Origin of the sequence: Bradyrhizobium guangdongense, assembly GCF_004114975.1 — a bacterium.
GTDB lineage: Bacteria > Pseudomonadota > Alphaproteobacteria > Rhizobiales > Xanthobacteraceae > Bradyrhizobium > Bradyrhizobium guangdongense.
Genome location: NZ_CP030051.1, coordinates 5531212 through 5553359, shown reverse-complemented (window position 1 = coordinate 5553359; position 22148 = coordinate 5531212). Strand labels below are relative to the sequence as shown.

Annotated in this window: 19 protein-coding genes and 1 pseudogene; 8 read left to right on the top strand and 12 right to left on the bottom strand. The window is 64.3% G+C overall.

Features of this window, described 5'->3' with window-relative positions; all coding sequences use genetic code 11:
- Positions 1 to 12 precede the first annotated feature (12 nt).
- Genes X265_RS26550 through cnbZ form a run of 4 tightly spaced genes read left to right on the top strand, consistent with a single transcriptional unit; the run spans position 13 to position 4444 of the window.
- Entirely contained in the window at positions 13 to 2058 is a 2046-nt protein-coding gene (locus X265_RS26550; protein WP_128967509.1) for a sensor histidine kinase, read from the top strand.
- Entirely contained in the window at positions 2055 to 2444 is a 390-nt protein-coding gene (locus X265_RS26545; RefSeq protein WP_128967508.1) for a response regulator, read from the top strand. The genes X265_RS26550 and X265_RS26545 overlap by 4 nt, the downstream gene beginning before the upstream one ends.
- On the top strand, positions 2441 to 3691 hold the full coding sequence (locus X265_RS26540; protein WP_128967507.1) for an adenylate/guanylate cyclase domain-containing protein: 1251 nt from the start codon (positions 2441 to 2443) through the stop codon (positions 3689 to 3691). The genes X265_RS26545 and X265_RS26540 overlap by 4 nt, the downstream gene beginning before the upstream one ends.
- Before the next feature lie 9 nt (positions 3692 to 3700).
- Positions 3701 to 4444, top strand: coding sequence for a 2-amino-5-chloromuconate deaminase CnbZ (gene cnbZ, locus X265_RS26535; RefSeq protein ID WP_128967506.1), 744 nt, complete (start codon positions 3701 to 3703; stop codon positions 4442 to 4444).
- On the opposite strand, the gene X265_RS26530 is transcribed toward cnbZ, so the two are convergent.
- The 12 genes from X265_RS26530 to X265_RS26475 form a co-directional block, all read right to left on the bottom strand.
- Positions 4441 to 5325 carry an ABC transporter permease gene (locus tag X265_RS26530; protein WP_128967505.1) on the bottom strand — a complete coding sequence of 295 codons (885 nt, stop codon included), beginning with the start codon at positions 5323 to 5325 and terminating at the stop codon, positions 4441 to 4443. The two genes, cnbZ and X265_RS26530, sit on opposite strands and share 4 nt — an antisense overlap.
- A gap of 4 nt (positions 5326 to 5329) precedes the next feature.
- Positions 5330 to 6271, bottom strand: coding sequence for an ABC transporter permease (locus X265_RS26525; RefSeq protein ID WP_128967504.1), 942 nt, complete (start codon positions 6269 to 6271; stop codon positions 5330 to 5332).
- 10 nt (positions 6272 to 6281) lie between these two features.
- Complete coding sequence (locus tag X265_RS26520) at positions 6282 to 7790, bottom strand: ABC transporter substrate-binding protein (protein ID WP_128967503.1); 1509 nt, start codon at positions 7788 to 7790, stop codon at positions 6282 to 6284.
- 22 nt (positions 7791 to 7812) lie between these two features.
- A complete protein-coding gene (locus tag X265_RS26515) occupies positions 7813 to 8919 on the bottom strand; it encodes an ABC transporter ATP-binding protein (protein ID WP_164938807.1) in 1107 nt (368 codons plus the stop codon).
- Positions 8919 to 9908: an ABC transporter ATP-binding protein gene (locus X265_RS26510; RefSeq protein WP_128967501.1), complete on the bottom strand. Its 990-nt coding sequence runs from the start codon at positions 9906 to 9908 to the stop codon at positions 8919 to 8921. The genes X265_RS26515 and X265_RS26510 overlap by 1 nt, the downstream gene beginning before the upstream one ends.
- 2 nt (positions 9909 to 9910) lie before the next feature.
- Positions 9911 to 10615, bottom strand: a complete 705-nt coding sequence (locus X265_RS26505) for a DUF1028 domain-containing protein (protein ID WP_128967500.1) — start codon at positions 10613 to 10615, stop codon at positions 9911 to 9913.
- Positions 10616 to 10624: 9 nt separating this feature from the next.
- Positions 10625 to 12430, bottom strand: a complete 1806-nt coding sequence (locus tag X265_RS26500; RefSeq protein ID WP_128967499.1) for a gamma-glutamyltransferase family protein — start codon at positions 12428 to 12430, stop codon at positions 10625 to 10627.
- Positions 12431 to 12511: 81 nt separating this feature from the next.
- Positions 12512 to 13501, bottom strand: coding sequence for an ABC transporter ATP-binding protein (locus X265_RS26495; RefSeq protein ID WP_128967498.1), 990 nt, complete (start codon positions 13499 to 13501; stop codon positions 12512 to 12514).
- Positions 13498 to 14484, bottom strand: coding sequence for an ABC transporter ATP-binding protein (locus tag X265_RS26490; RefSeq protein ID WP_128967497.1), 987 nt, complete (start codon positions 14482 to 14484; stop codon positions 13498 to 13500). The genes X265_RS26495 and X265_RS26490 overlap by 4 nt, the downstream gene beginning before the upstream one ends.
- Before the next feature lie 13 nt (positions 14485 to 14497).
- On the bottom strand, positions 14498 to 15460 hold the full coding sequence (locus X265_RS26485; RefSeq protein WP_128967496.1) for an ABC transporter permease: 963 nt from the start codon (positions 15458 to 15460) through the stop codon (positions 14498 to 14500).
- Position 15461: 1 nt separating this feature from the next.
- Entirely contained in the window at positions 15462 to 16442 is a 981-nt protein-coding gene (locus X265_RS26480) for an ABC transporter permease (protein WP_128967495.1), read from the bottom strand.
- A 101-nt stretch (positions 16443 to 16543) separates the two neighbouring features.
- Complete coding sequence (locus X265_RS26475; protein WP_128967494.1) at positions 16544 to 18142, bottom strand: ABC transporter substrate-binding protein; 1599 nt, start codon at positions 18140 to 18142, stop codon at positions 16544 to 16546.
- A gap of 305 nt (positions 18143 to 18447) precedes the next feature.
- On the opposite strand from X265_RS26475, the gene X265_RS26470 reads away from it, so the two are divergent.
- From X265_RS26470 to X265_RS26455, 4 genes and pseudogenes are all read left to right on the top strand, one after another.
- On the top strand, positions 18448 to 18705 hold the full coding sequence (locus X265_RS26470; protein WP_092295962.1) for a DUF6489 family protein: 258 nt from the start codon (positions 18448 to 18450) through the stop codon (positions 18703 to 18705).
- Positions 18705 to 19504, top strand: a pseudogene (locus X265_RS26465) (esterase/lipase family protein). Before X265_RS26470 ends, X265_RS26465 begins: the two are co-directional and overlap by 1 nt.
- A gap of 48 nt (positions 19505 to 19552) precedes the next feature.
- Positions 19553 to 21103 (top strand): WS/DGAT/MGAT family O-acyltransferase, encoded by a 1551-nt coding sequence (locus X265_RS26460; protein WP_128967493.1) that lies wholly within the window; start codon positions 19553 to 19555, stop codon positions 21101 to 21103.
- A 23-nt stretch (positions 21104 to 21126) separates the two neighbouring features.
- Complete coding sequence (locus X265_RS26455) at positions 21127 to 22122, top strand: alpha/beta fold hydrolase (RefSeq protein WP_128967492.1); 996 nt, start codon at positions 21127 to 21129, stop codon at positions 22120 to 22122.
- Positions 22123 to 22148: the final 26 nt, after the last annotated feature.

The following is a 22148-nucleotide window of genomic DNA, read 5'->3' as shown; positions in this document are numbered from 1 at the left end:
TAGGCTTGGGGAATGAGCATTTCCGTCCATTCCGATACCCCGCAAACCGGGGCCCTGGCACGCGCGACCGGGGACGGCGGAGTATCAAGCACTCCGGAAGGCCGCATCAGGACTCGGCTGTTCACCAAATATGTCGGACTGTTCGTGGCTGTCGTCGCCGTCGCCCTGCTGGCCAATGGGCTGTTCGAGGTTCTCTTCTATTACCGGGAGCACAAGGCCGCGCTGATCCGGGTCCAGCACGAGCAGGCCGAGGCGGCCGCCGCGAAGATCAGCCAGTTCGTCAAGGAGATCGAGAGCCAGCTGGGCTGGACCACGCAGCTACCGTGGTCGGCAGGCTCGATCGAGCCGCGCCGGTTTGACGCGCTGCGGCTGCTGCGTCAGGTGCCTGCGATCACCGAGCTCGCCCAGGTGGATTCGACCGGCAGGGAGCGCCTGCGCGTCTCGCGTCTGGCCATGGACGTGATCGACAGTGGCGCCGACCTGTCGGGCGATCCGAAGTTCACCCAGGCGGTTGCGCACAAGGTCTTTTACGGACCGGTCTATTTCCGCAGGGAGTCCGAGCCTTACATGACGCTGGCGCAGGCCGGCGCGCGCAAGGATGCCGGCGTCAGCATCGCGGACGTCAACCTCAAGCTGATCTGGGACGTCGTGTCCCGGATCAAGGTCGGCGAGCATGGACACGCCTATGTGGTCGGTCCGGAGGGGCGCCTGATTGCGCACCCCGACATCAGCCTGGTCCTGCGCAATACAGATCTGTCCGGGCTGGCGCAGGTGCGCGCCGCGCTGGCCGGCGGCGGTGTCATGCCGGATGCTTTGCAGGAGGCGACCAACATCCAGGGACAGAAAGTCCTGACGACTTCTGCGCCGATCAGCCCGGTCGGCTGGACCATGTTCGTCGAGCTGCCGGTCGAGGAGGCCTATGCGGCGCTCTATGCCTCGTTGGAGCGGCTCGCAATTGTCCTGCTCGGAGCATCGATCTTCGCGGTGCTCGCCGGAGTCTTTCTCGCGCGCCGCATGGTCGGCCCGATCCAGGCGCTGCGTACGGGGGCGATGCGCATCGGCGGGGGCGATTTCGCGCAGCGGATATCGATCAGGACCGGCGACGAACTCGAGGAGCTCGCGAACCAGTTCAACCACATGGGCGAGCGCTTGCAGGAATCCTACGCCGACCTTGAACACAAGGTCGAGCGGCGGACCGCAGAACTGAGGCAATCCCTCGACGACCTGCGCGCGGCGCAGGACCGCCTGGTTCAGACCGAGAAGCTGGCCTCGCTCGGCCAGCTCACGGCAGGCATTGCCCACGAGATCAAGAACCCGCTCAACTTCGTCAACAATTTCTCCTCGGTGTCGACCGAATTGATCGACGAGCTCAAGGAGGTTCTGCGAACGGCTTCTCTCGACGACAAGACGAAGGACGAGGTGGACGAGCTGACAGGCATGCTGCGCGGAAACCTGGAGAAGGTGGTGCAGCACGGCAAGCGCGCCGATTCCATCGTCAAGAACATGCTGCTGCATTCACGCGAGGGCTCCGGCGAGCATCGCTCCACCGACGTCAATGCGATCGTCGAGGAGAGCCTCAATCTGGCCTATCACGGCGCGCGCGCCGAAAAACCATCATTCAACGTGACGCTCGAGCGCGACCTCGATCCGACCGCCGGTATGGCCGACATCTACCCGCAGGAAATCACCCGCGCCTTCCTCAATCTGATCTCGAACGGTTTCTATGCGGCGGCCAAACGCAAGGAGAGCGCCGCGGAGGGATTCGAGCCGACCTTGAGCGCCGTGACGAAGAATCTCGGTGGCAGGGTGGAGATCCGCATCCGCGATAACGGTACGGGTATTCCGCAGGAGGTGAAGGAGAAGATGTTCAATCCCTTCTTCACCACCAAGCCGGCGGGTGAAGGCACCGGACTTGGCCTTTCCATGAGCCACGACATCATCGTGAAGCAGCATGGCGGGACGATCGACGTGAACACCGAGGCCGGTGTATTTACCGAATTCATCATCACCCTACCGCGCGTGATGGCGGCAGGCGGTCCTTCCGGAGGCAAGACTTGAACGTTTACATCCTGGTCGTCGATGACGAGCCCGATGTCGAGGCGCTGTTCCGCCAGCAGTTCCGGCGCGATCTGCGCGCCGGCCGCTTCCATATGGAATTTGCGCTCTCGGCGCCCGACGCGATCAAGCGCGCAGCCGAGGTGCGGGATCCTTCGCTGATCCTGATCTTGTCCGATATCAACATGCCCGGCATGAGCGGGCTCGACATGCTGCCCAAGGTACGCGCCGACCATCCGCATGTCCCGGTCATCATGATCACGGCCTATGGCGATGTCGAGACGCGCCGGAAGGCGATCGAAGGCGGCGCCACAGGGCTCCTCACCAAGCCGATCGATTTTGCGCAGTTGCGCCAGGAGATCGACACGAGGCTCGAGCAGGCGGCATGATCCCGACCATCCTCTTCGTTGACGACGAACCGGATCTGGAGGCTCTGATCCTGCAAAAATTCCGCAGGCAGATCCGCGATGGGCTAGTCAACTTCATTTTCGCGCGCGATGGCGTCGAGGCGCTGGAGTCGATCGAACAGAATCCGCTCGTTGACCTCGTCGTTTCGGACATCAACATGCCGCGCATGGACGGGCTCTCACTGCTCGCGAAGCTTCAGGAGGCCGAGGACAAGAAGTCGACCATCATCGTCTCTGCCTATGGCGACATGAGCAACATCCGCACGGCCATGAACCGCGGCGCATTCGACTTCCTGACTAAGCCGATCGACTTCCTCGACCTGGAAACAACGATCCAGAAGACCGTTCGCCACATCGAGATGCTGCGCGAGGTGCGGCGGCGCCAGATGGAAGCCGAGCGCGCGCATGCGGCGCTGTCGCGTCATTTCTCCCCCGAGCTCGCCAAGCGTTTGGCGGCAGGTGGAGAGGGCGAGGGGATCGCCGTCCAGTGGCGCGATGTCGCGACCATCTTCACCGATATCACCGGCTTCACGTCGCTGGTCGAGAGCGCGGCGCCTGAGACGCTCGGGGAGCTCCTCAACGAATATGTCGGCGGGATGACCGAAGTGGTGTTCGCGCATGAGGGGACAGTCGCCAAGATCATCGGTGATGCAATCCAGGTGCTGTTCAATGCACCGGGTGATCAGCCGGACTATGCGACGCGAGCGGTCGCCTGCGCGCATGACCTCGATCGCTGGGCGCAGGAGTTTTGCGCACGCCAGAAGGCGAGGGGCGTGAACTTCGGCGCCACGAGGATAGGCATTCACGCCGGACCGGCGCTGGTCGGCAATTTCGGCGGCAACCGCTTCTTCGACTACACTGCCTACGGCGACACCATCAATACCGCGGCACGGCTGGAGGCCGCCAACAAGCACTTGGGTACACGGATATGCGTCAGCTCGAGCGTCGCCGAGAGGGCTGAGAATTTTCAGGGACGCCCCGTCGGCGAATTGGTGCTGCGCGGGCGCCGCGAAGCCTTGCGCGCTTTCGAGCCGCTGCCACCGGCCACATTCGAGGCACCGGCAACGGCGCTCTATTCCGAGGCCTTCGCCAAGATGGAGGCCGGCGATGCCGCCGCCATGCCCGCCTTTGCCGCGCTGGTCGGCATGCATGCCGATGATCCCCTGGCCGGCTTCCACCTGAAGCGTCTGCTGAACGGCGCCAAAGGCATCCGCATGCAACTGGAATAGGAGGCCGCCATGACGCAAGCATTTTCTGCCGGCAACTATCGCTTCATTCCGTCGGTGTTCCAATATTCGGCAGGTGCGGTCGCGGACAATGATTACGAGATCGAGCGTGTCCGGTTCGACCGTCTCGTGCCCCTCGCGGAGGGATTTGCGCTCGCAGCGAAGTTCATCCAGGAGGCGGGGCGCCCGCTGACGGCCTTCTGCGCCTGCGAGCTGCGTTCGCCCGCGGCGTTCACTGAGGAAGGCTTTCGTGCCTTCAATCTGCATTATGTGAAGACGTTGTCGGAGTGGGGCATCTTCGACGGCACCACCAATCCGGTGGCGCGAAGCAATGTCTGCCCCGAGATCGATCCGCCGTCGGAACCGTCGTTTTATGCGTTCTCCTTCACCCGCCCGACGCGTGCGAAAACTCCGACCTTCGTGATCGCCGGCGGCGCCGAAGCACGGGAGGGCGGCGGGAGCTATGTGGAGCGTACCGTGCGCTACCGCGACCTCAGTCCGGACGGACTTCGCGAGAAAGTTCGGTTCACGACCTCGCAGATGGAAGGCCGGATGGCGGCGTTCGGCTTTGGCTGGACGGACACCACGGGCGTGCAAGCCTATTCGATCCGCGATTTCCACCACACTCTGGCCGACGAACTGGTTTGTCGCGGCGCATTGCGCTCCGGTCTGACCTGGCACTTCGCGCGACCGCCGGTGGTCGACCTCGAATACGAGATGGATTGCCGCCGCGTGATGCGCGAGGTGGTCATCTAACGCTGGCGCGGGTCCAGCGCGTCGCGCAGGCCATCGCCGAGCAGGTTCAGCGACAGCACCACGAGGAAGATGGCCAGCCCCGGCCAGACCGCCATCCAGGGCGCCTGGGTCAGGAAGCGTTGCGCCGCATTGAGCATGCTGCCCCAGGACGGTGACGGCGGCTGTTGTCCGAGGCCGAGGAACGAGAGCGCAGCCTCTGCGATGATGGCCGCGGCGATCGACAAGGTCGCCTGGACCAGCAGCGCCGGCAGGATGTTCGGCAGGATGTGCGAGAGGGCGATCCGCCATGGCGGATTGCCAAGCGCGCGTGCCGCCTCGACATAGTCCTCGGCCTTGACGCTCAAGACCTGCCCGCGGGTCAGGCGGATGAAGACCGGCGTTGCCGAGATGCCGATCGCGATCATGGCATTGCCGAGGCTCGGACCGAGGAACGCCGCCAGTGCAATCGCCAGGATCAGGAACGGGCAGGCCAGCATCGCATCGGTGATCCGGCTGATCAGCGCATCGACGAAGCCGCCGCGATAGCCGGCGAGCAGACCGAGTGGCACGCCGATGCCGAGCGCGATCGCGACCGAAATCAGGCCGGCCAGCAGCGAGGCCCGAGCGCCGTAGACGATGCGGCTCAGAACGTCACGGCCGAGCTCGTCAGTGCCGAACCAGTGCGCGGCCGTGGGCGGCTTGCGCACGAGGCTCCAGCTCGTCGCGATGGGATCGTAGGGAACGATGAGCGGCGCCAGGGCTGCAACAGTGATGAACATCGTGAGCACGACGAGCCCAAACACCGCTGCCTTGCGTTTGAACAGCCGCCGCCGCGCGCGGCGTGCCGGGCTGTCTAGCTCGTCGGCTTGCACATGCGGGCGAGACAAGGCAGCATCAGTCATGACACTAGCCTCGCAGCCTTGGATTGACGAGGATGTAGGCGACGTCGGCAACCAGATTGAGCGTGATGTAGATCGTCGCGGTCACCAGCACCACGCCTTGCACCACGGCGTAGTCGCGATTGAATACGGCGTCCACGATCAGCTTGCCGAAGCCGGGAATCGAGAAGATCTGCTCGGTCAGCACGGCGCCTGACAGCAGCGTGCCGAGCTCGAGCGCGCCGAGTGTGATGATCGGCGTCAACGCATTGCGCATGGCATGCTTGAGGATGACCGTCCGCTCGGACAGGCCTTTCGCGCGCGCGGTGCGCACATAATCGCTTTCCAGCACCTGGAGCATGGCGCTGCGGGTATGGCGCATCAGGACCGCCGCAATGGCGTTGCCGAGCACGAAGGCCGGCATGATGGTGGCGGCAAGGCTCGCACGCCAGTCCTCGGTCAGCGGCACATAGCCCGAGGCCGGCAGCCAGCCCAGCTCGATCGAGAACAGGAAGATCAGCATGATGCCGAGCCAGAAATTCGGCGTCGAGATGCCCCACAGCGCGAAGAAATTGGCGCCGTAGTCCCAGGCCGTTCCTTTCTTCACGGCCGCGACGATCCCGGCGGGAATGCCGATCAGGAACGCGATGATGATGGCCATCGAACCGAGTTGCAGCGTCACCGGCAGCTTCTGCGCGATCAGCTCGCGCACCGGCATCTTGTTGCGCAGCGACTCGCCGAAATCACCCGATAGCACGCCCTTGATCCAGTAGGCGTATTGCACTGGCACCGGCTGATCCAGCCGGTACTGGTGCCGGATCTGCTCGATCACGGCGGGATCGCGCTCCTCGCCGGCCATCACCAGCGCGGGATCGCCCGGCAGCAATTGCTGCAGCGAGAAGATCAGCACCGAGACGAAGAACAGCGTCGGCACGATCTGCGCGAGACGGCGGGCGAGGAAATTCAGCATTCCCGCGGCGTCACTTCAGCTTGAGGCCGACGACGCGCACGAGTCCGTCCGGCATCTGCTTGTAGCCCTCCAGCTTCGTCGTATGGGCGATGATGATACGCCGGTGGTAGAGATAAAGGATGGGCTCCTCATCCTGGACCAGCTTCGCCAGCGTTTCGTAGCTCGCCTTGCGCTTGGCGAAATCGGTCGCGAGCCGCGCCTCTTCCAGTGCTTTGTCAGCCTGGGCGTTGGTCCAGTCGCCGTAATTCTGAGGCGCACCACTGTGCAGGAAGACGAAGGTGTTGCCGTCGGGGTCGATGCGGCCGCTCCAGGCGAGCCAGAAGGCCTGATAATCGCCTGCCTCGGCCTGCTTCAGCCCGGTCGCAAACTCGGTGAGGCGGATCTTCATGTCGAAGCCGGCTTCTGCGGCCATCGACTGGATCACCTGCGCCGGTGTTTCGTTTTCCGCGCCTTTCGGCACCAGAAAGTCGACGCTGACCGGCGGCTTCACGCCGGCTTCCTTCAGCAGCGCCTTGGCTTTTTCCACGTCGCGGGCGCGGACGGGCAGGGATTTCTGGTAGTAGGGATGATCAGGATTGATCCATTGATTGCCGACCTGAAACTCGCCGTTGAACACGACCTGGTTGATCGCCTCACGGTCGATCGCAAGGTCGAGCGCCTGCCGCACCTTGGCGGATTGGCTGAGCGGCCCCTTGGCCTTGTCCTTGCCGATATTGAGCGTGATGCCTTGATAGCCGAGCTCGATGGCGGTGGCGACCTTCAGCCGTGAATCCGCGCGCACCTCCTTCAGATCCGTCGCGAGCACGCGCTCGATCAGGTCGAGGCCGCCGGATTTCAGGTTCGCCAGCCGCACGGTGGCATCGACAATGGGTTGGAACACGATCTTGTCGATGAAGACGTTGTCCTTGTTCCAATAGTCCGCGAATTTTTCGAACACGATGCGGTCCTGCTGCACGCGCTCGACGAACTTGTAGGGGCCGGCGCAGACGGGGTGCAGGCCGAACTTGTCACCGGCTTCCTTGGCCGCTTTCGGCGACATCATCATGCCGGCGCGGTCGGTGAGCTGGGCGAGCAGCGGCGAGAACGGCGACTTCAGCACCAGCTTGATGGTCAGGGGATCGACGATATCGATGTGGTCGACCGAAGCCAGCTCCGGCTTGCGGAACGAGCCCGGGAACGTCAGGTGGCGCTCCAGCGAGAATTTGGCGGCTTCCGCATCGAACGGCTCGCCATCGTGGAATTTCACGCCCGGCCGCAGCTTGATGACGAGGCCTTTGCCGTCATCGACCGTCTCGCTCGACAGCGCGAGCTGCGGCACGATGTTGAGCTTTTCGTCGATGTCGAACAGCTTGTCGCAGAACGCTGCGAACACGATGCGGCCGACATAGGTGCGCGCCATGGAGGGATCGAGGATGTCAGGATCCTCGGCAAGGCCGATGCGGAGCGTGGTCTGGGCCTGGGCGGCGCTAAACGATAGCAAGAAGGCAGCCGCCATTGCGGCCAGGCGAAACATCTTCATCGGTCAATCCCCATTGCTTCGGCTACGGCGGCGAAGGCCTTGCACTCTGTATACCAACCCCGACGGGCCTCGCGCCTTCCGTCTTTCGGCTGAAAGCCGCGACTAATTTCGCCAATGCCGGTGAGAATCCCCCGGTTGCGGGCAGGATGGTATCGGCCGGCGGGAGCTCATTGACACGATGGCAAGCGGTGGCGTGCCCGGCTCCGTCGGCCGCCAACGCTGGCGGCTCGGTGCGACAGCGGTCAATCACGAAGGGGCAGCGGGTATGGAAACGACAGCCGGCCGGCGGGTTGAGCGCGCTCGGAATCTCGCCTTGCAGCACGACCTTCGCCCGCTTGGCGTGAGGCTGCGGCAGGGGGATCGCGGACAGCAACGCGCGACTATAGGGATGACGGGGCCGGGCGAACAACTCGTCCGCATCGGCTTCCTCGACGATGCAGCCGAGATTCATGACCGCGACGCGGTCCGCGATGTGCTTGACCACCGCGAGGTCGTGCGACACGAAAATGTAGGCGAGACCAAGCCGGTCCTGCAGCTCGCGCAGGAGGTTGAGGATCTGGGAGCGGATCGAGACGTCGAGCGCCGAGACCGGCTCGTCGCAGATGATGAGCTTCGGCTCGACCGCGAGCGCGCGGGCGATGGCGATGCGTTGGCGCTGGCCGCCGGAGAACTCGTGCGGATAGCGCCGGGCCAGCCGCGGCTCCAGCCCGACCAGCCGCAGCAGTTCCGCGACCCGCTCGCGCCGTTGTGCGGATGGGACGAGATCGTGCAGCGCCAGCGGCTCGGTCAGGATCTGGCCGACGGTCATGCGCGGGTTGAGCGAGGCGTAAGGATCCTGAAAGATGATCTGCGCCTCGCGGCGGAATTTTCGGAGCGCGTCGGCATCGAGCGAGAGCAGGTCGCGGCCGCCAAACCGCACGCTGCCTGCATCGGGCTCGATCAGCCGCAGCACCAGGCGGCTGACGGTCGATTTGCCGCAGCCGGATTCGCCGACCAAGGCAAGGGTCTTGCCGGCCTCGAGCGAAAAAGAAACGCCATCGACGGCTTTGACATGTGAGCGTGCCCGGCCAAACAACGAGCGTTCGGCGACGAAGTGCTTGACCAGGCCTTCGACCTCGAGGAGCGCCATCACGACACCAGGAGTTCGAGCGGCGCGCGGACGCAGCGCGAGACATGTCCCGGGCTGACCTCCACCAGCGGTGGCCGCGCCTTGGTGCAGACGTCCAGCATGAACGGGCAGCGCGCGGCGAAGCGGCAGCCCGCGGGTGGCTGGGCCATGTTCGGGACCATTCCTTCGATGGTCGCGAGCTGCTCGGCGCGATGGTCGAGACGCGGGATCGAGCCGAGCAGGCCGACGGTGTAGGGATGCTGTGGCGCGGAGAACAGTTCGTCGACCGGCGCGCGCTCGACGATTTCTCCGGCATACATCACCGCGACCTCGTCGCAGACCTCGGCGACGACGCCGAGATCGTGGGTGATCAGGATGATGGCGGCGCCGCTCGCGGCTTTCAATTCGCGCATCAGCTCCAGGATCTGGGCCTGCAAGGTGACGTCGAGCGCGGTGGTCGGCTCGTCTGCGATCAGGAGCTGCGGATCGCAGGCGAGCGCTATCGCGATCATGACGCGCTGGCGCATGCCGCCCGACAGCTTGTGCGGATAGTCGTCGATCCGCCGTTCCGGCGAGGGGATGTGGACGCGGCGCAGCAGCTCAATTGCGCGCTCGCGCGCGTACCTCCGCGAGCCGCCACGGTGGCGCAAAATGGTCTCGATGATCTGGTCGCCGATCGTAAAGCTCGGGTTGAGCGAAGTCATCGGCTCCTGAAAAATCATCGCGAGCCGGTTGCCGCGCAGGTCCCGCAGGGTCTCGTCCGTCGTCTTTAGCAGGTCGAAACCGTCGAAGCGGATCGCGCCTGATATGTCGGTCGTCTGTTTCGGCAGCAGTCCCATGATCGCGAGCGACGTCACGCTCTTGCCGCAGCCGGATTCGCCGACGAGGCCGAGTGTGGCGCCGTTGGCGACGCTGAGATCTACGCTGTCGACCGCGTGGGTGATGCGGCCCTCGTCACCGTGAAAGCGGATGCGCAGGTCCTTGATCTCGATGAGAGGGCTCGCGTTCATGCCTACCGTGCCTGGGCCGCTTTGATGCTGGCCTCGATGACGCTGCGATCGGTATTGCCGGCCGGGTTCTGCCGCGTCGGCATGGAGGCGCGGAAGTGGACCCAGAGCTCGTGGCTGACGCGTTCGAGCCGTTCGAGCTCGCCGAGCGGATCGGCATGATCGTCGGCGCGGATGTCCAGCGCCGGCCATTCCTCCTCGCCGTGGATCAACAGCGCCGCAGACTGCTTGCCGCGCTTGTCGCCGCCGGCGGCTTCGCCTCCACGCATCGCCGCGAGCAGCCGGCGCGGGAAGGGCAGGCTGTCATTGGCAATGTAGGTCTTCGCCGTCTCGGCAAGCACATCGGCGCCCGCCAGCATGTTGCCTGCGATCGAAAAGCCGTTGCCGGCGATGTGACCACACCAGCCGACACAATCGCGCCCGGTGTGGGCGGCGATCGCGCCGCCGACATCCATGATGTGGACCTGCCGGCTCTCGCGGCCATCGTCGCTGGCGAGCAGCGCGGCGAGCACGTCATGCGCATTCAGGCCTTCGCGCAGCAATTTGACGCCGTCAATTCCGTAATAGGGGTTGACGAACGCCTGGGTCGCGATGGCGCCGAGACCGGCGGCGATGTAGGGCACGCGCGCGCCGACGGCGAAGAAGCGGGTCGCAACCGCGATACCGAACTGGCCGGTGGCATTGTCGCGCGCGATGATCGACCAGGTCATGGGGTGCCCTCAGCGTCCCGCGGCGTAGCCCTGCATGCCGCGCGGATTGGCGGCGGCCCGGCGGCGCACCCCGACGCGCGAGGCCGCGGTGAGTCGGCCCTCCGACCAGTCGGGGCCGATCTCGACGATATGTCCGCGCTCGCGAAGATTCTCGATCGTCGCCTTGGGCACGCGGTTCTCGACCACGAGCACGCCGGGGCGTGCGGTGCGCGGCCAGAACGAGATCGGGAAGTGCTCGGAATGCCAGGCCGGCGCATCGATCGCCTCCTGGAGATTGAGGTTGCAATGGACATGGCGAAGGAAGAACTGTGTGATCCACTGATCCTGCTGGTCGCCGCCGGGCGAGCCCCAGGCCAGGTACGGCTCGCCATCGCGCAGCGCCATGGACGGCGACAGCGTCGTGCGCGGCCGCTTGCCGGGGGCGAGCGAGCTCGGCTGGTTCTCCTCCAAGTCGAACATCTGGGCGCGGCTACCGAGGCAGAAACCCAGCTCCGGAATGACAGGCGATGATTGCAGCCAGCCCCCGGACGGGGTCGACGACACCATGTTGCCGGCCTTGTCGATGATGTCGAAATGCACGGTGTCGCCGCGCACCTCGCCGAAGCGCCCCACCGTCGGCTCGCCGGCGCCGAGCGCGCCGACGGCATCGCGTTGGCCTTCAGCGCGTCGCAGCTTGACCACGCCGCCGAAGCCTTCGACCGCGCCGGGCCGGAGATCGAGCGAAGCCTTGTCGGTGACCAGCTTGCGACGTTCGTCGTTATAGGCATCCGACAGCAGTGTCCCGATCGGGATCTCGCTGAATTTCGGATCGCCGTAGAATTTTTCGCGGTCGGCGAAAGCGAGTTTTGCGCATTCGATCTGGAGATGGATGAATTCCGGTCCGGTCGGGTCGAGTCCATCCAGTGCAAAACCCTTCAAGAGCGCGAGTTGCTGCAGCGTCACCGGACCCTGGCTCCAGACGCCCGCCTTGCAGACGGTGTAGCGGCCGTAGTCGTAGGCGAGTGGTGCTTCGACCGTCGGCTGCCAGCGTGCCATATCGTCGGCGGAGAGCACGCCGCGATGCGGCGAGCCGCTGACATCCATCACCTCCTGGGTGCGGCAGAACTTGTCGATGGCTTCCGCGACGAAGCCTTGCGACCAGGCCTTGCGCGCGCGCTCGATCTCGGCATCGCGGCCGCCACCTCCGCTCTCGGCCTCGCTGAGGATGCGGGCGTAAGTCGCAGCCAGCGTCTTGTTGGTGAACATCGTGCCGGGCTTCGGCACCTCGCCATTCGGCAGGTAGACCGCCGCCGAGGTCGGCCAGTGCTTGCGGAACAGCTGCTCGACGGTCTGGATCGTGGCGCAGGCGCGTTCCACCAGCGGATAGCCGTCGCGCGCATAGGAGATTGCGGGCTCCAGCACGTCGCGCACGCGCATGGTGCCGTAGTCGCGCAGGAGCATCATCCAGGATTCGAACGTTCCGGGGACGCAGGCGGCGAGCAGGCCGGTGCCGGGCACCATGTCGAGCCCCTCGCTCTTGTAATGAGCGATGGTGGCACGCGCGGGCGCGGGACCCTGGCCGCAAATCACCTCGGTGCGTCCGCGCTTCACGTCGTGCACGATGATCGGCACGTCGCCGCCGGGCCCGTTCAGATGCGGCTCGACCACCTGCAGCGTGAAGGCGCTGGCGACGCCGGCATCGAAGGCGTTGCCGCCCTTTTCCAGGATGGACATGCCGACGGCGGTCGCGATCCAATGCGTGGTCGCGACGACCCCGAATGTGCCCTCGATCTCGGGGCGTGTCGTGAAGGGATCCGGATTGACATTGCTAGCCATGGGCTACCTCATTTGCGGCGCGCGCAATTGATCACAGGCAATGCCGAGCCGGCAATGCGCTGATAGCATGGCACGCGCGCGTCACGCCGGGACCGGTGCGGTGTTTACGGCGTGGCAGGCGACGCCGTCGATCAGTTCCGGAGTTTCCTTGCGGCAAAGATCAAATGCCAGCGGGCAGCGCGGGTTGAAGGCGCAGCCTGGCGGTGGATTGATCGGGTTCGGAATCTCGCCCTTCACCGGAATGCGCTGGCGGCCGCTCATGGCAAGATCGGGCACGGCGCCCAGCAGCATCTTGGTGTAGGGCATGCGGGGACTGGCGAACAGCTCGCGTCCCTCCGCGATCTCCACGATCCGGCCGAGATACATCACCCCAACCCGGCTCGCCATGTGGCGGACCACGGCCAGGTTGTGGCTGATGAACATGTAGGTCAGTCCGAACTTGTCCTGGAGATCGCGCATCAGGTTCAGGATCTGTGCCTGTACGGATACGTCGAGCGCCGAAGTGGGCTCGTCACACACGATGAACTCGGCGTCGGAGGCGAGCGCTCGCGCGATCGCAATGCGTTGGCGCTGGCCCCCGGAGAATTCGTGCGGGAACTTCAGCCGGTCGTCCGGATGCAGGCCGACGAGGCTGAGCAGCTCGCCGACGCGGGCCTGGATATCACGCTCGCCCTGGATCAGGTCGAAGGCGCGAATCGGTTCGGAGATGATGGCGTCGACGCGGAAGCGCGGGTTCAGGCTGGCATAGGGATCCTGAAAGATCATCTGAATGCGGCGGCGCAGCTTTCGTCGCGCCTGGCCTTGCCGCGGATCTGTCATGGAGACTCCGTCGATCAGGACGTCGCCGGAGCTCGGCGGCAACAGGCCGACCACCATGCGTGCCACCGTGGTCTTGCCCGAGCCGGACTCGCCGACCAGCGCAAACGTCTCGCCCTTCTTGATGTCGAAGCTGACGTGATCGACAGCCTTGAGATATTCGAGCTGCCCGCCTTCAAGTACGCGATTGAGCCAGGGTTTCGAAACGTCGAAGACGCGGCGCAGGTTTGTAGCCTGGACGAAAGGCGTGCTCATGCGGCGGTCTCCGCCGGGGCGGTGTCGTAGAGATGGCAGGCGACCGATTGTGTGCCACGCGCCAGTGGCTCCGGCCGCTCGACACGGCAGCGGTCAAAAGCGAAAGCGCAGCGCGGATTGAACGAGCAGCCGCGCGGAATCGCCGAGAGACGCGGCATGGAGCCGGGGATCTGCACGAGGCGCTTGTCGTCACCGGCAAGCGTCGGGATCGCGCCCATCAGGCCCTTGGCATAGGGATGCAGCGGGTTACGCACGACGTCCTGCACAGGGCCGATCTCGGCGACGCGGCCGGCGTACATCACCGCGACGCGATCGGAGGTTTCTGCGATCACGCCCATGTCGTGCGTCACCAGCATCACGGCGGTGCCGTGGTCGCGCCCGAGCCGCTTGATCAGCGAGATGATCTGCGCCTGGACCGAGACGTCGAGCGCGGTGGTCGGCTCGTCGGCGATGATCAGCTCCGGCTCGGCGCAGATCGCCAGCGCAATCACCACACGCTGGCGCATGCCGCCGGAGAATTCGTGGGGATAACCGTCAATGCGCTTTTCGGGAGCAGGGATGCCGACTTCGGCGAGCAGGTCGATGGCGCGGCGGCGCGCCGCCTGCTCCGACAGATTGAGGTGGGTCCGGATCGTCTCCACGATCTGGTCGCCGACCTTGTACAGCGGATTGAGCGAGGTGAGGGGATCCTGGAAGATCATGCCGATGCGCTTTCCGCGGACGCGGCGCATTTCCTCCGGCGGCAGATTGTCGATGCGCAGGCCGGCGAGGCGAATCTCGCCGCCGGCGATACGGCCGGGCGGATCGATCAGGCCGATCACCGAAAGGCCGGTGACGGATTTGCCGGCGCCGGATTCGCCGACCACGCCCAGCACCTCGCCCTTGGCGATATCAAAGGAGACGCCGTTGATGGCGCGCAGCGTGCCGCGGCGAGAGGCGAACTCGACCTGTAGATTACGGACGGAGAGAACGGGTTCGGTCATGAACGCGGCATGCTCATCGAAGTTTGGGGTTGAGGGCGTCACGTAGCCAGTCGCCGAGCAGGTTGATCGACAGGATCAACGCCGCGAGTGCGATGCCGGGGAAGGCGACGATCCACCATTCGCCAGCGAACAGATAACCGTTGCCGATGCGGATCAGCGTGCCGAGCGACGGCATGGTCTCGGGCATGCCCGAGCCGAGGAACGACAGCGTTGCCTCGGTGATGATGGCAAGCGCGAGGTTGATGGTGGCGATCACGAGGATCGGCCCGGTGGTGTTCGGCAGTACGTGGCGCAGCATGATCACCGGGGCGGACAGGCCGATCAGTTGGGCGGCGGCGACGTAATCCTTGTTCTTCTCGACCAGCACCGAGCCACGCACGGTGCGCGCATACTGCACCCAAAAGCTCAGGCCGATCGCGAAGACCAGGACCGCCAGCATGCTCATCTCGTCGAGCTTGTTGCCGAAGACCGATTTGGCGATGCCGTTGATCAAGAGCGCGATCAGGATGGCCGGGAAGGAAAGCTGCACGTCGGCGACGCGCATGATCAATCCATCCACCGCACCGCCGAAATAGCCGGCCGTCAGCCCAAGCAGGATGCCGATCGCGCCGGAGAGCACGACGCCGAGCACGCCGACCAGAAGCGAGATGCGCAGGCCGTAAAGAATCGCCGACAGCACGTCACGACCCTGCTCGTCGGTGCCGAGCAGGAACGGGCTCTGGCCGTCGGCGGTCCAGAGCGGCGAGATGCGCGAGTTCATCAGCTGCAGCTGCGCCGGGTCGAATGGATTCTGCACCGACAGCACGGAGGCGAAGATCGCGAGAAGGAAGAACAGCAGCGTCACGCCCGCTGCGATCATGGTGATCTTGGAGCGGCGGAACGAATAGAACAGGTCGCTGTCGAGTGCGCGCCTGAACCAGCCGGGCGCGGCCGCAGCGCGCTTCTCGGTCGTGTGGGGAACGACGGCTTCGCTCATGTCAGTGCGCCCGGCTGACCGTCGAGCGCAGCCGCGGATCGACGATGGTGTAGAGGATATCAACCACGAGATTGATGGTGACGAAGATCAGCGACACCATCATCAAATAGGCCGCCATGATCGGGATATCGACGTTCTGAACGGCCTGCACGAACAGGAGCCCCATGCCGGGCCACTGGAACACGGTTTCGGTGATGATCGCGAAAGCAATGACCGAGCCAAACTGCAGGCCGGCGACTGTGATCACGGGAACCATTGTGTTGCGTAGCGCATGGCCGAAATGGATCGCGCGCGTGGTCAGACCCCTGGCTCGGGCAAAGCGGATATAGTCCGTCCGCATCACTTCCAGCATCTCCGCGCGCACGAGGCGCATGATCAGCGTCATCTGGAACAGCCCAAGCGTGATTGCGGGCATGATCAACGCTTTCAAGCCGGAGACCGTCAGCAGGCCGGTGGTCCACCAACCGATATGCACGACGTCGCCACGCCCGAACGAAGGCAGCCAGCCGAGGGTAACCGAGAACAGGTAGATCATGAGAACGCCGATCAGGAAGGTCGGCAGCGAGATGCCGATCAGGGAGACGGCCTGGAACGTATGGGCGAGCCAGCTGTCACGGCGCAGCGCCGAATAGACGCCCATCAGGATGCCGCTGACCATCGCGAAGATGGTGGCGCAGATCGCCAGCTCCAGCGTCGCGGGCATCCGCTCCATCAGCAGATTGTTGACGGGCAGGCGGAACTGGTAGGACACGCCAAATTTGAACTGCGCAGCGTTGCCGATATAGCGGCCAAATTGCACGAGAACGGGGTCGTCGAGGCCGAGCGATTTGCGGATCGCGGCGCGTTCGGCACCCGACGTGTCCATCCCGACCATCTGGTTTACGGGATCGCCGGCAAACCGGAACATCGAGAACGCGATGATCCCGACGGCGATCATGACACCGATGGCCTGGATGGCCCGGCGCAGTGTGAAAGCGAGCATCTGTTCCTTTCACATGTCTTCAGCAGCACGCATCATTGCGTTAACCCGAAACAGCAAGTCCCGGAAGCGGGTGCTTCCGGGACTTCACAAGATGTCGACACCTACTCGTCCTGCTTGGTCGCCCAGTAGAGCATGACCATGTTGTCCGCGCGCTGGGTCAGCTTCACCTTCTTAGACACACCCCAGGCGAGCGCCTGCTGGTGCAGGGGGATATAGGCCCAGTCCTTCATCGAAAGCTCGAAGGCCTGCTTGATCAGGAGATCGCGCTTGGCCGTATCGGATTCCACGAGAACCTTGTCGGCGAGTTCGTCGAACTGCTTGTTGCAATAGCCTGCGAGATTGGCTTCGCCGCGGTTGGGATCCTTGGGATCGTCCCGGCAGCCCATGATGTCGTGGAGGACGTTCTGGGAGTCTAGCGTATCCGGGGTCCAGCCCAGCATGTACAGCGAGGTCTTGTAGCCGCCGGGCTTGAGCACCTTGGCGAAATATTGCGCCTTGGGCTGCGCCAGCAGATCCACCTTGATGTTGATGCGGGCGAGCATGCCGACGATGGCCTGACAGATCGCGGCGTCATTGACGTAGCGGTCGTTCGGGCAGTCCATCGTCACCTCGAAGCCGCCGGCATAGCCGGCGTCGGCGAGGAGCTTCTTGGCGGCCTCAGGGTCGAATTTCGGTCGGATGAAGTCCTTCGACGCGAAGATCTCCGGCGCCACCATCAAAGCGGAGGGCGTGGACAGCCCGCGCATGACCCGATTCTTGATCAGGTCGACGTCGATCGCCCGGTAGACGGCTTCGCGGACGCGAACATCCTTGAACGGGTTCTTGCCCTTGACGTTGGAATACAGGAGCTCGTCGCGGGCCTGGTCCATGCCAACGAAGATGGTGCGGAGTTCGGGTCCCGTCAGCACGGTGGCGTTGGGACTCGCTTTGACGCGCTCGATGTCCTGGACAGGAACCGGCTCGATCACATCGACCTCGCCGGACAACAGCGCCGCAACACGCGTGGCGGGGTTGGCAATCGGCGTAAAGATGATCTCCTTCAGATTGTGTTCCGGCTTGCGCCACCAGTTCGGATAGGGCTTGAAGACGGTCTTCACGCCCGGCTGATGACTTTCGATGATGAAGGGGCCGGTGCCGTTTTCATGAAGCGAAGCGTAGCTCGGGGTCGTCGCGGCGGCGGGCGTCGGTGCCACCGCATCGTTCGCCTCTGCCCATTTCTTGTCCATGATGTACCAGGTCGCCCACAACGCCGTCAGGATGGGATTGGGCGAGGTCAAGATGAAATCGACGGTGTAATCGTCGACCTTGACGACCTTGGCGTCGGCGGGAACGCGGCTCTGGAAATTCGAGCCCTTTGCTCGCACGCGCTCCGCCGAGAACACCACGTCGTCAGCGGTGAAGGGATCGCCGTTGTGGAATTTCACGCCCTTGCGCAGGTGAAAGCGCCAGCGCGTCGGCTCCGGCGTCTCCCAGCTCTCGGCGAGCGCCGGGACGATCTTCAGGTCCTTGCCGCGGGCAACCAGGCCCTCATAGACATGGCCGAGATGCGCACTGGTGGTCGATTCGTTCAGCGTGTAGGGGTCGAGCGATTTCAGCTCACCCTGGTTGGCGTAGCGCAGCGTCTGGCTCGACGCCGGCGAAACTGCCAACGCAAGCACACCGGCGAGCGTCGCCGCAAAAAGACTTCGTCCGACTGACATTCTTGACCCTCTCCACTCGCCCGCGCCGTGATTTTTGATTGTTCGGCGGGGCTGATCGATGCATGTTGCCCAGAGTTCTCGACCCGTGCAAGCGCCATTCCAGCAAGGAACGCGCCAAGTTGCACCGCTGTGCAGCAATGCTGACCTTGCGGCCCGGCATGGAGCTCCGCCCTTTTTCGACTTTGGTTGACCATATCAGCCGATTGCCGGATCGGCCATGGCGCGCCCGCATCAGGTCGCTTGCGTCGCACCACAACTCGCGGCGATACTGCGGGCAGACGGCTCGAATCTCGTCCGGAGGGGACATGAAGGTTAATATCGAAATCGACTGCACCCCCCTCGAAGCCCGCCAGTTCTTCGGATTGCCTGACGTGGCGCCGATGCAGACCGCGGTGATGGACAAGCTCCAGCAGCAGGTCCTGAGCAACATCGAGAAGGTCTCGCCGGAATCGCTGATCCAGAGCTGGTTCACCTTCGATCCCAAGATCGCCGAGCGGTTTCAGGACATGTTCGTGACCATGGCCGGTCTCGGCAGCCCGCGCGGCGGCGACAAGAAGAAGTAATGCCTGATGCGCGCGACGGGGCGCCGGGCTCGGGTCGGCTTCGTCCGCCGGCCCTCGGCCTGTTGCTCGCGGAAGCACGCGCTCTGTTCGAATTCAACGCCAGCCTCCTGCTATCGCCGCTCCTGATGCGCGCACCCAGGGGCGACGGCCATCCGGTGCTGGCGCTGCCTGGATTTCTCGCCAGCGATCTCTCGATGGCGCCGATGCGGCGCTATCTCGGCGAGCTCGGCTATGAGACCCATGCCTGGCGGATGGGCCGCAATCTCGGCGGTCTGGCGCGAATGCGCGAAGGCCTGCGCGCGCGCCTCGCTGAAATCCACGGCGCAAGCGGGCGAAAAGTCAGTCTGGTCGGATGGAGTCTCGGCGGCGTTTACGCCCGCGATCTCGCGCTTCAGGCGCCCGAGATGGTTCGCTATGTCGTCACGCTCGGCAGTCCCTTTGCCAGCGACGTGAAGGCAACCAATGCGACGGCACTGTACGAGGCGGTGTCGGGCGAGCGGGTCGAGGATTTCGCGGAAGCGCGCGAGGCGATCGCCGGCGAACTTCCGGTGCCGGCGACCTCGATCTATTCGCGCGGCGACGGTGTCGTGAACTGGCGGACCTGCCTGCTGCACCCGTCGGGCCGTGCGGAGAACATCGAGGTGTACTTCGCGAGCCATGTCGGGCTCGGCGTCAACCCCGCAGCGTTGTGGGCCGTGGCGGATCGACTGGCCCAACCGGAGGGAGAGTTCTGGCGTTTGACCGGTCAGGCCCGTTTGCCATTGCATATGCCCCGCCAGAGCGGGCAGTATCGGTCTGACGAGAAGCGCCGTCCAAGAGCGCCCGTCAAATTCTTCGGGAGGGAACTATGGCTGACGGTAAGAAGCTGTCGTCGCTGGACGCATCGTTTTTGTATCTGGAAACGCCTGAGATGCCGATGCATGTCGGCAGCATGGCGATCTTTCGCCTGCCCGACGATTACAAGGGCGACTTCTTCGAAGACTTCAAGGCGATGATCGTCTCACGGCTGCATATCGCGCCGATCCTCAAGGCGCGCCTGGAGAAAGCGCCACTTGATATTGATCATCCAACCTGGGTTGAGGACGACCAGTTCGACATCGACCGTCACATCTTCCGCGCCAGCCTGCCGCAGCCGCGCGACCGCGCAACGCTCGAGCGCATCGTCGGCTGGATGCACGCAAAACTCCTGAACCGCGCCCGCCCGCTGTGGGAGTTCTACGTGTTCGAGGGCATGAAGGACAACGAGGTTGGGCTCTATTCCAAGATGCACCACGCCGCTATCGATGGCGGCGCAGGCGCGGCGCTGACCAACATGATCTACGATATCTCGCCGATCCCGCGGAAGGTCGAGCCGCCGACGGCGGGAGCCAAGCCCGGCCAGGAGCCGCGCGACATCGCGGCAAACCTGCTCGATTCCTATCAGCAGCTGTTCAGCCAGCCGCTCGATGCGTCGACGGCCGCGAAGAACTTGCAACTGCCGCGCACCGGCAAGAGCGACATCGGCTCGATCCTGTTCGACAACGCGATGTACCAGATCGAGAGCGCGGTGCGCTTTGCCGGCAATATCCCGACCGTGCTCAAGAGCGTGTCCGACGTGCTCGGCAAGATCGCCGATCCCAAATCGCGCGAGAGCCTCGCCAGCATGGTGTCGCCGCCGACCATGCTCAACAAGACGATTTCGTCGGAGCGGAGCTTTGCCGGCGTGTCGATCTCGCTGTCGCGGGCCAAGGCGCTGGCCAAGCAGGCCGGCGGCAAGCTCAACGACGTCGTGCTGGCGCTCGCCTCGGGCGTCGTCCGCCGCTATCTTCAGCAATACGGCACGCTGCCGGCGAAATCCCTGACCGCCGCCGTGCCCATCTCGTTGCGCGAGGAGGGAAACACCGAGGCCAACAACCAGGTGTTCGGCATGATCTGCTCGATCGCCACCAATGTCGAGGATCCCAAGGCGCGGCTGGAGGCCATCATCGCGCAATCGACCAAATCCAAGGAGATGTCGCATCCGCTTCGCGCCTTGATGCCTCAGGTTTCCAACATCTCGATGCTGGGCGCGCCGATCATGGTGCAGATCCTGGCGCTGCTCTACAGCCGCTCCAACCTGTCGGACGTGCTGCCGCCCGCGGCGAACATCACGGTGTCCAACGTGCCGGGGCCGCGGCAGACGCTGTACGCGGCCGGTGCCGAGCTCTTGCACATCTTCCCGGTGTCGATCTCGACCCACGGGCAGGCACTCAACATCACGGTTCAGAGCTACCGCGACCAGCTCGATTTCGGCTTCATCGTCGGCGCCAACATCATTCCGCATGTGCAGGTGATGTGCGACATGCTGCCGGAGGAATTTGCTGCGCTCGAAGCCGCCTATGCACCGCCGGCGACGGACATCAAGGGCGCGGCTGAATAGCAAGCTTTGTCAGGATCCTCACAATGGTTGAAATGCCGCCGCTTCAGTTCGCGACGACGAACGGAATCCGCATGGGCTATTACGAAGCGGGCCCGATCACGGACAAGCCGCCGGTCGTGCTGTGCCATGGCTGGCCCGAGCTCGCCTTCTCCTGGCGCCACCAGATCAAAGCGCTGAGCGAGGCGGGCATCCGCGTGATCGCGCCGGACCAGCGCGGCTATGGCACGACCGACCGGCCTGAACCGGTCGAGGCCTATGACATGGAGCATTTGACGGGCGATCTCGTCGGGCTGCTCGACCATCTCAACATCGAGAAGGCGATCTTCGTCGGCCATGATTGGGGCGGCTTCGTCGTCTGGCAAATGCCGTTGCGGCATCCGACGCGAGTTGCCGGTGTCGTTGGTGTCAACACGCCGCATTGGGATCGCGCGCCGGTGGATCCGATTGCGCTGTTTCGCCAGCGCTTCGGCGACCAGATGTATATCGTCCAGTTCCAGGATCCCGCGCGCGAGCCGGACAAGATTTTTGGCGGTCGCGTCGAGCAGACCTTTGATGCCTTCATGCGCAAGCCGCTGCCGCGGCCGGCGGTGAAATCAGAGGAGGCGCCGATCGCGGGCGTCGGCGCCTCGTCCAAGACCAACCTGGCATTCCCGCAGATGGTGGCGGCCTATGACGCCAAGCTCGACCCGCGCACGCCGATCCTGTCGGCCGACGAGAAGAAGGTGTTTGTCGATACCTTTACGAGGACTGGTTTCACCGGCGGGATCAACTGGTACCGCAATTTCACCCGCAATTGGGAACGCTCGAAAGGATTGGACCACCACATCAGCGTGCCGTCGCTGATGATCATGGCCGAGAACGACGCCGTGCTGCCGCCGTCCGCGGCCGACGGCATGGAGAGACTGGTGGCTGATCTCGAGAAGTACCTGGTGAAAGACAGTGGCCATTGGACGCAGCAGGAGAAGCCGGAAGAGGTCAGCGCCGTCTTGATCGAATGGCGTAAGAGGCGGTTTGGTTAGCACTTGTCATTGCGAGCGAAGCGAAG

Coding starts and splice junctions, on each gene's coding strand:
- X265_RS26470 (WP_092295962.1), top strand. CDS start 18,448: ATGAAGGTTAATATCGAAATCGACTGCACCCCCCTCGAAGCCCGCCAG.
- X265_RS26500 (WP_128967499.1), bottom strand. CDS start 12,430: ATGGCTAGCAATGTCAATCCGGATCCCTTCACGACACGCCCCGAGATC.
- X265_RS26510 (WP_128967501.1), bottom strand. CDS start 9,908: ATGAACGCGAGCCCTCTCATCGAGATCAAGGACCTGCGCATCCGCTTT.
- X265_RS26525 (WP_128967504.1), bottom strand. CDS start 6,271: ATGCTGAATTTCCTCGCCCGCCGTCTCGCGCAGATCGTGCCGACGCTG.
- X265_RS26530 (WP_128967505.1), bottom strand. CDS start 5,325: ATGACTGATGCTGCCTTGTCTCGCCCGCATGTGCAAGCCGACGAGCTA.
- X265_RS26485 (WP_128967496.1), bottom strand. CDS start 15,460: ATGAGCGAAGCCGTCGTTCCCCACACGACCGAGAAGCGCGCTGCGGCC.
- X265_RS26480 (WP_128967495.1), bottom strand. CDS start 16,442: ATGCTCGCTTTCACACTGCGCCGGGCCATCCAGGCCATCGGTGTCATG.
- X265_RS26505 (WP_128967500.1), bottom strand. CDS start 10,615: ATGACCTGGTCGATCATCGCGCGCGACAATGCCACCGGCCAGTTCGGT.
- cnbZ (WP_128967506.1), top strand. CDS start 3,701: ATGACGCAAGCATTTTCTGCCGGCAACTATCGCTTCATTCCGTCGGTG.
- X265_RS26515 (WP_164938807.1), bottom strand. CDS start 8,919: ATGGCGCTCCTCGAGGTCGAAGGCCTGGTCAAGCACTTCGTCGCCGAA.
- X265_RS26455 (WP_128967492.1), top strand. CDS start 21,127: ATGGTTGAAATGCCGCCGCTTCAGTTCGCGACGACGAACGGAATCCGC.
- X265_RS26490 (WP_128967497.1), bottom strand. CDS start 14,484: ATGACCGAACCCGTTCTCTCCGTCCGTAATCTACAGGTCGAGTTCGCC.
- X265_RS26520 (WP_128967503.1), bottom strand. CDS start 7,790: ATGAAGATGTTTCGCCTGGCCGCAATGGCGGCTGCCTTCTTGCTATCG.
- X265_RS26475 (WP_128967494.1), bottom strand. CDS start 18,142: ATGTCAGTCGGACGAAGTCTTTTTGCGGCGACGCTCGCCGGTGTGCTT.
- X265_RS26495 (WP_128967498.1), bottom strand. CDS start 13,501: ATGAGCACGCCTTTCGTCCAGGCTACAAACCTGCGCCGCGTCTTCGAC.
- X265_RS26540 (WP_128967507.1), top strand. CDS start 2,441: ATGATCCCGACCATCCTCTTCGTTGACGACGAACCGGATCTGGAGGCT.
- X265_RS26460 (WP_128967493.1), top strand. CDS start 19,553: ATGGCTGACGGTAAGAAGCTGTCGTCGCTGGACGCATCGTTTTTGTAT.
- X265_RS26550 (WP_128967509.1), top strand. CDS start 13: ATGAGCATTTCCGTCCATTCCGATACCCCGCAAACCGGGGCCCTGGCA.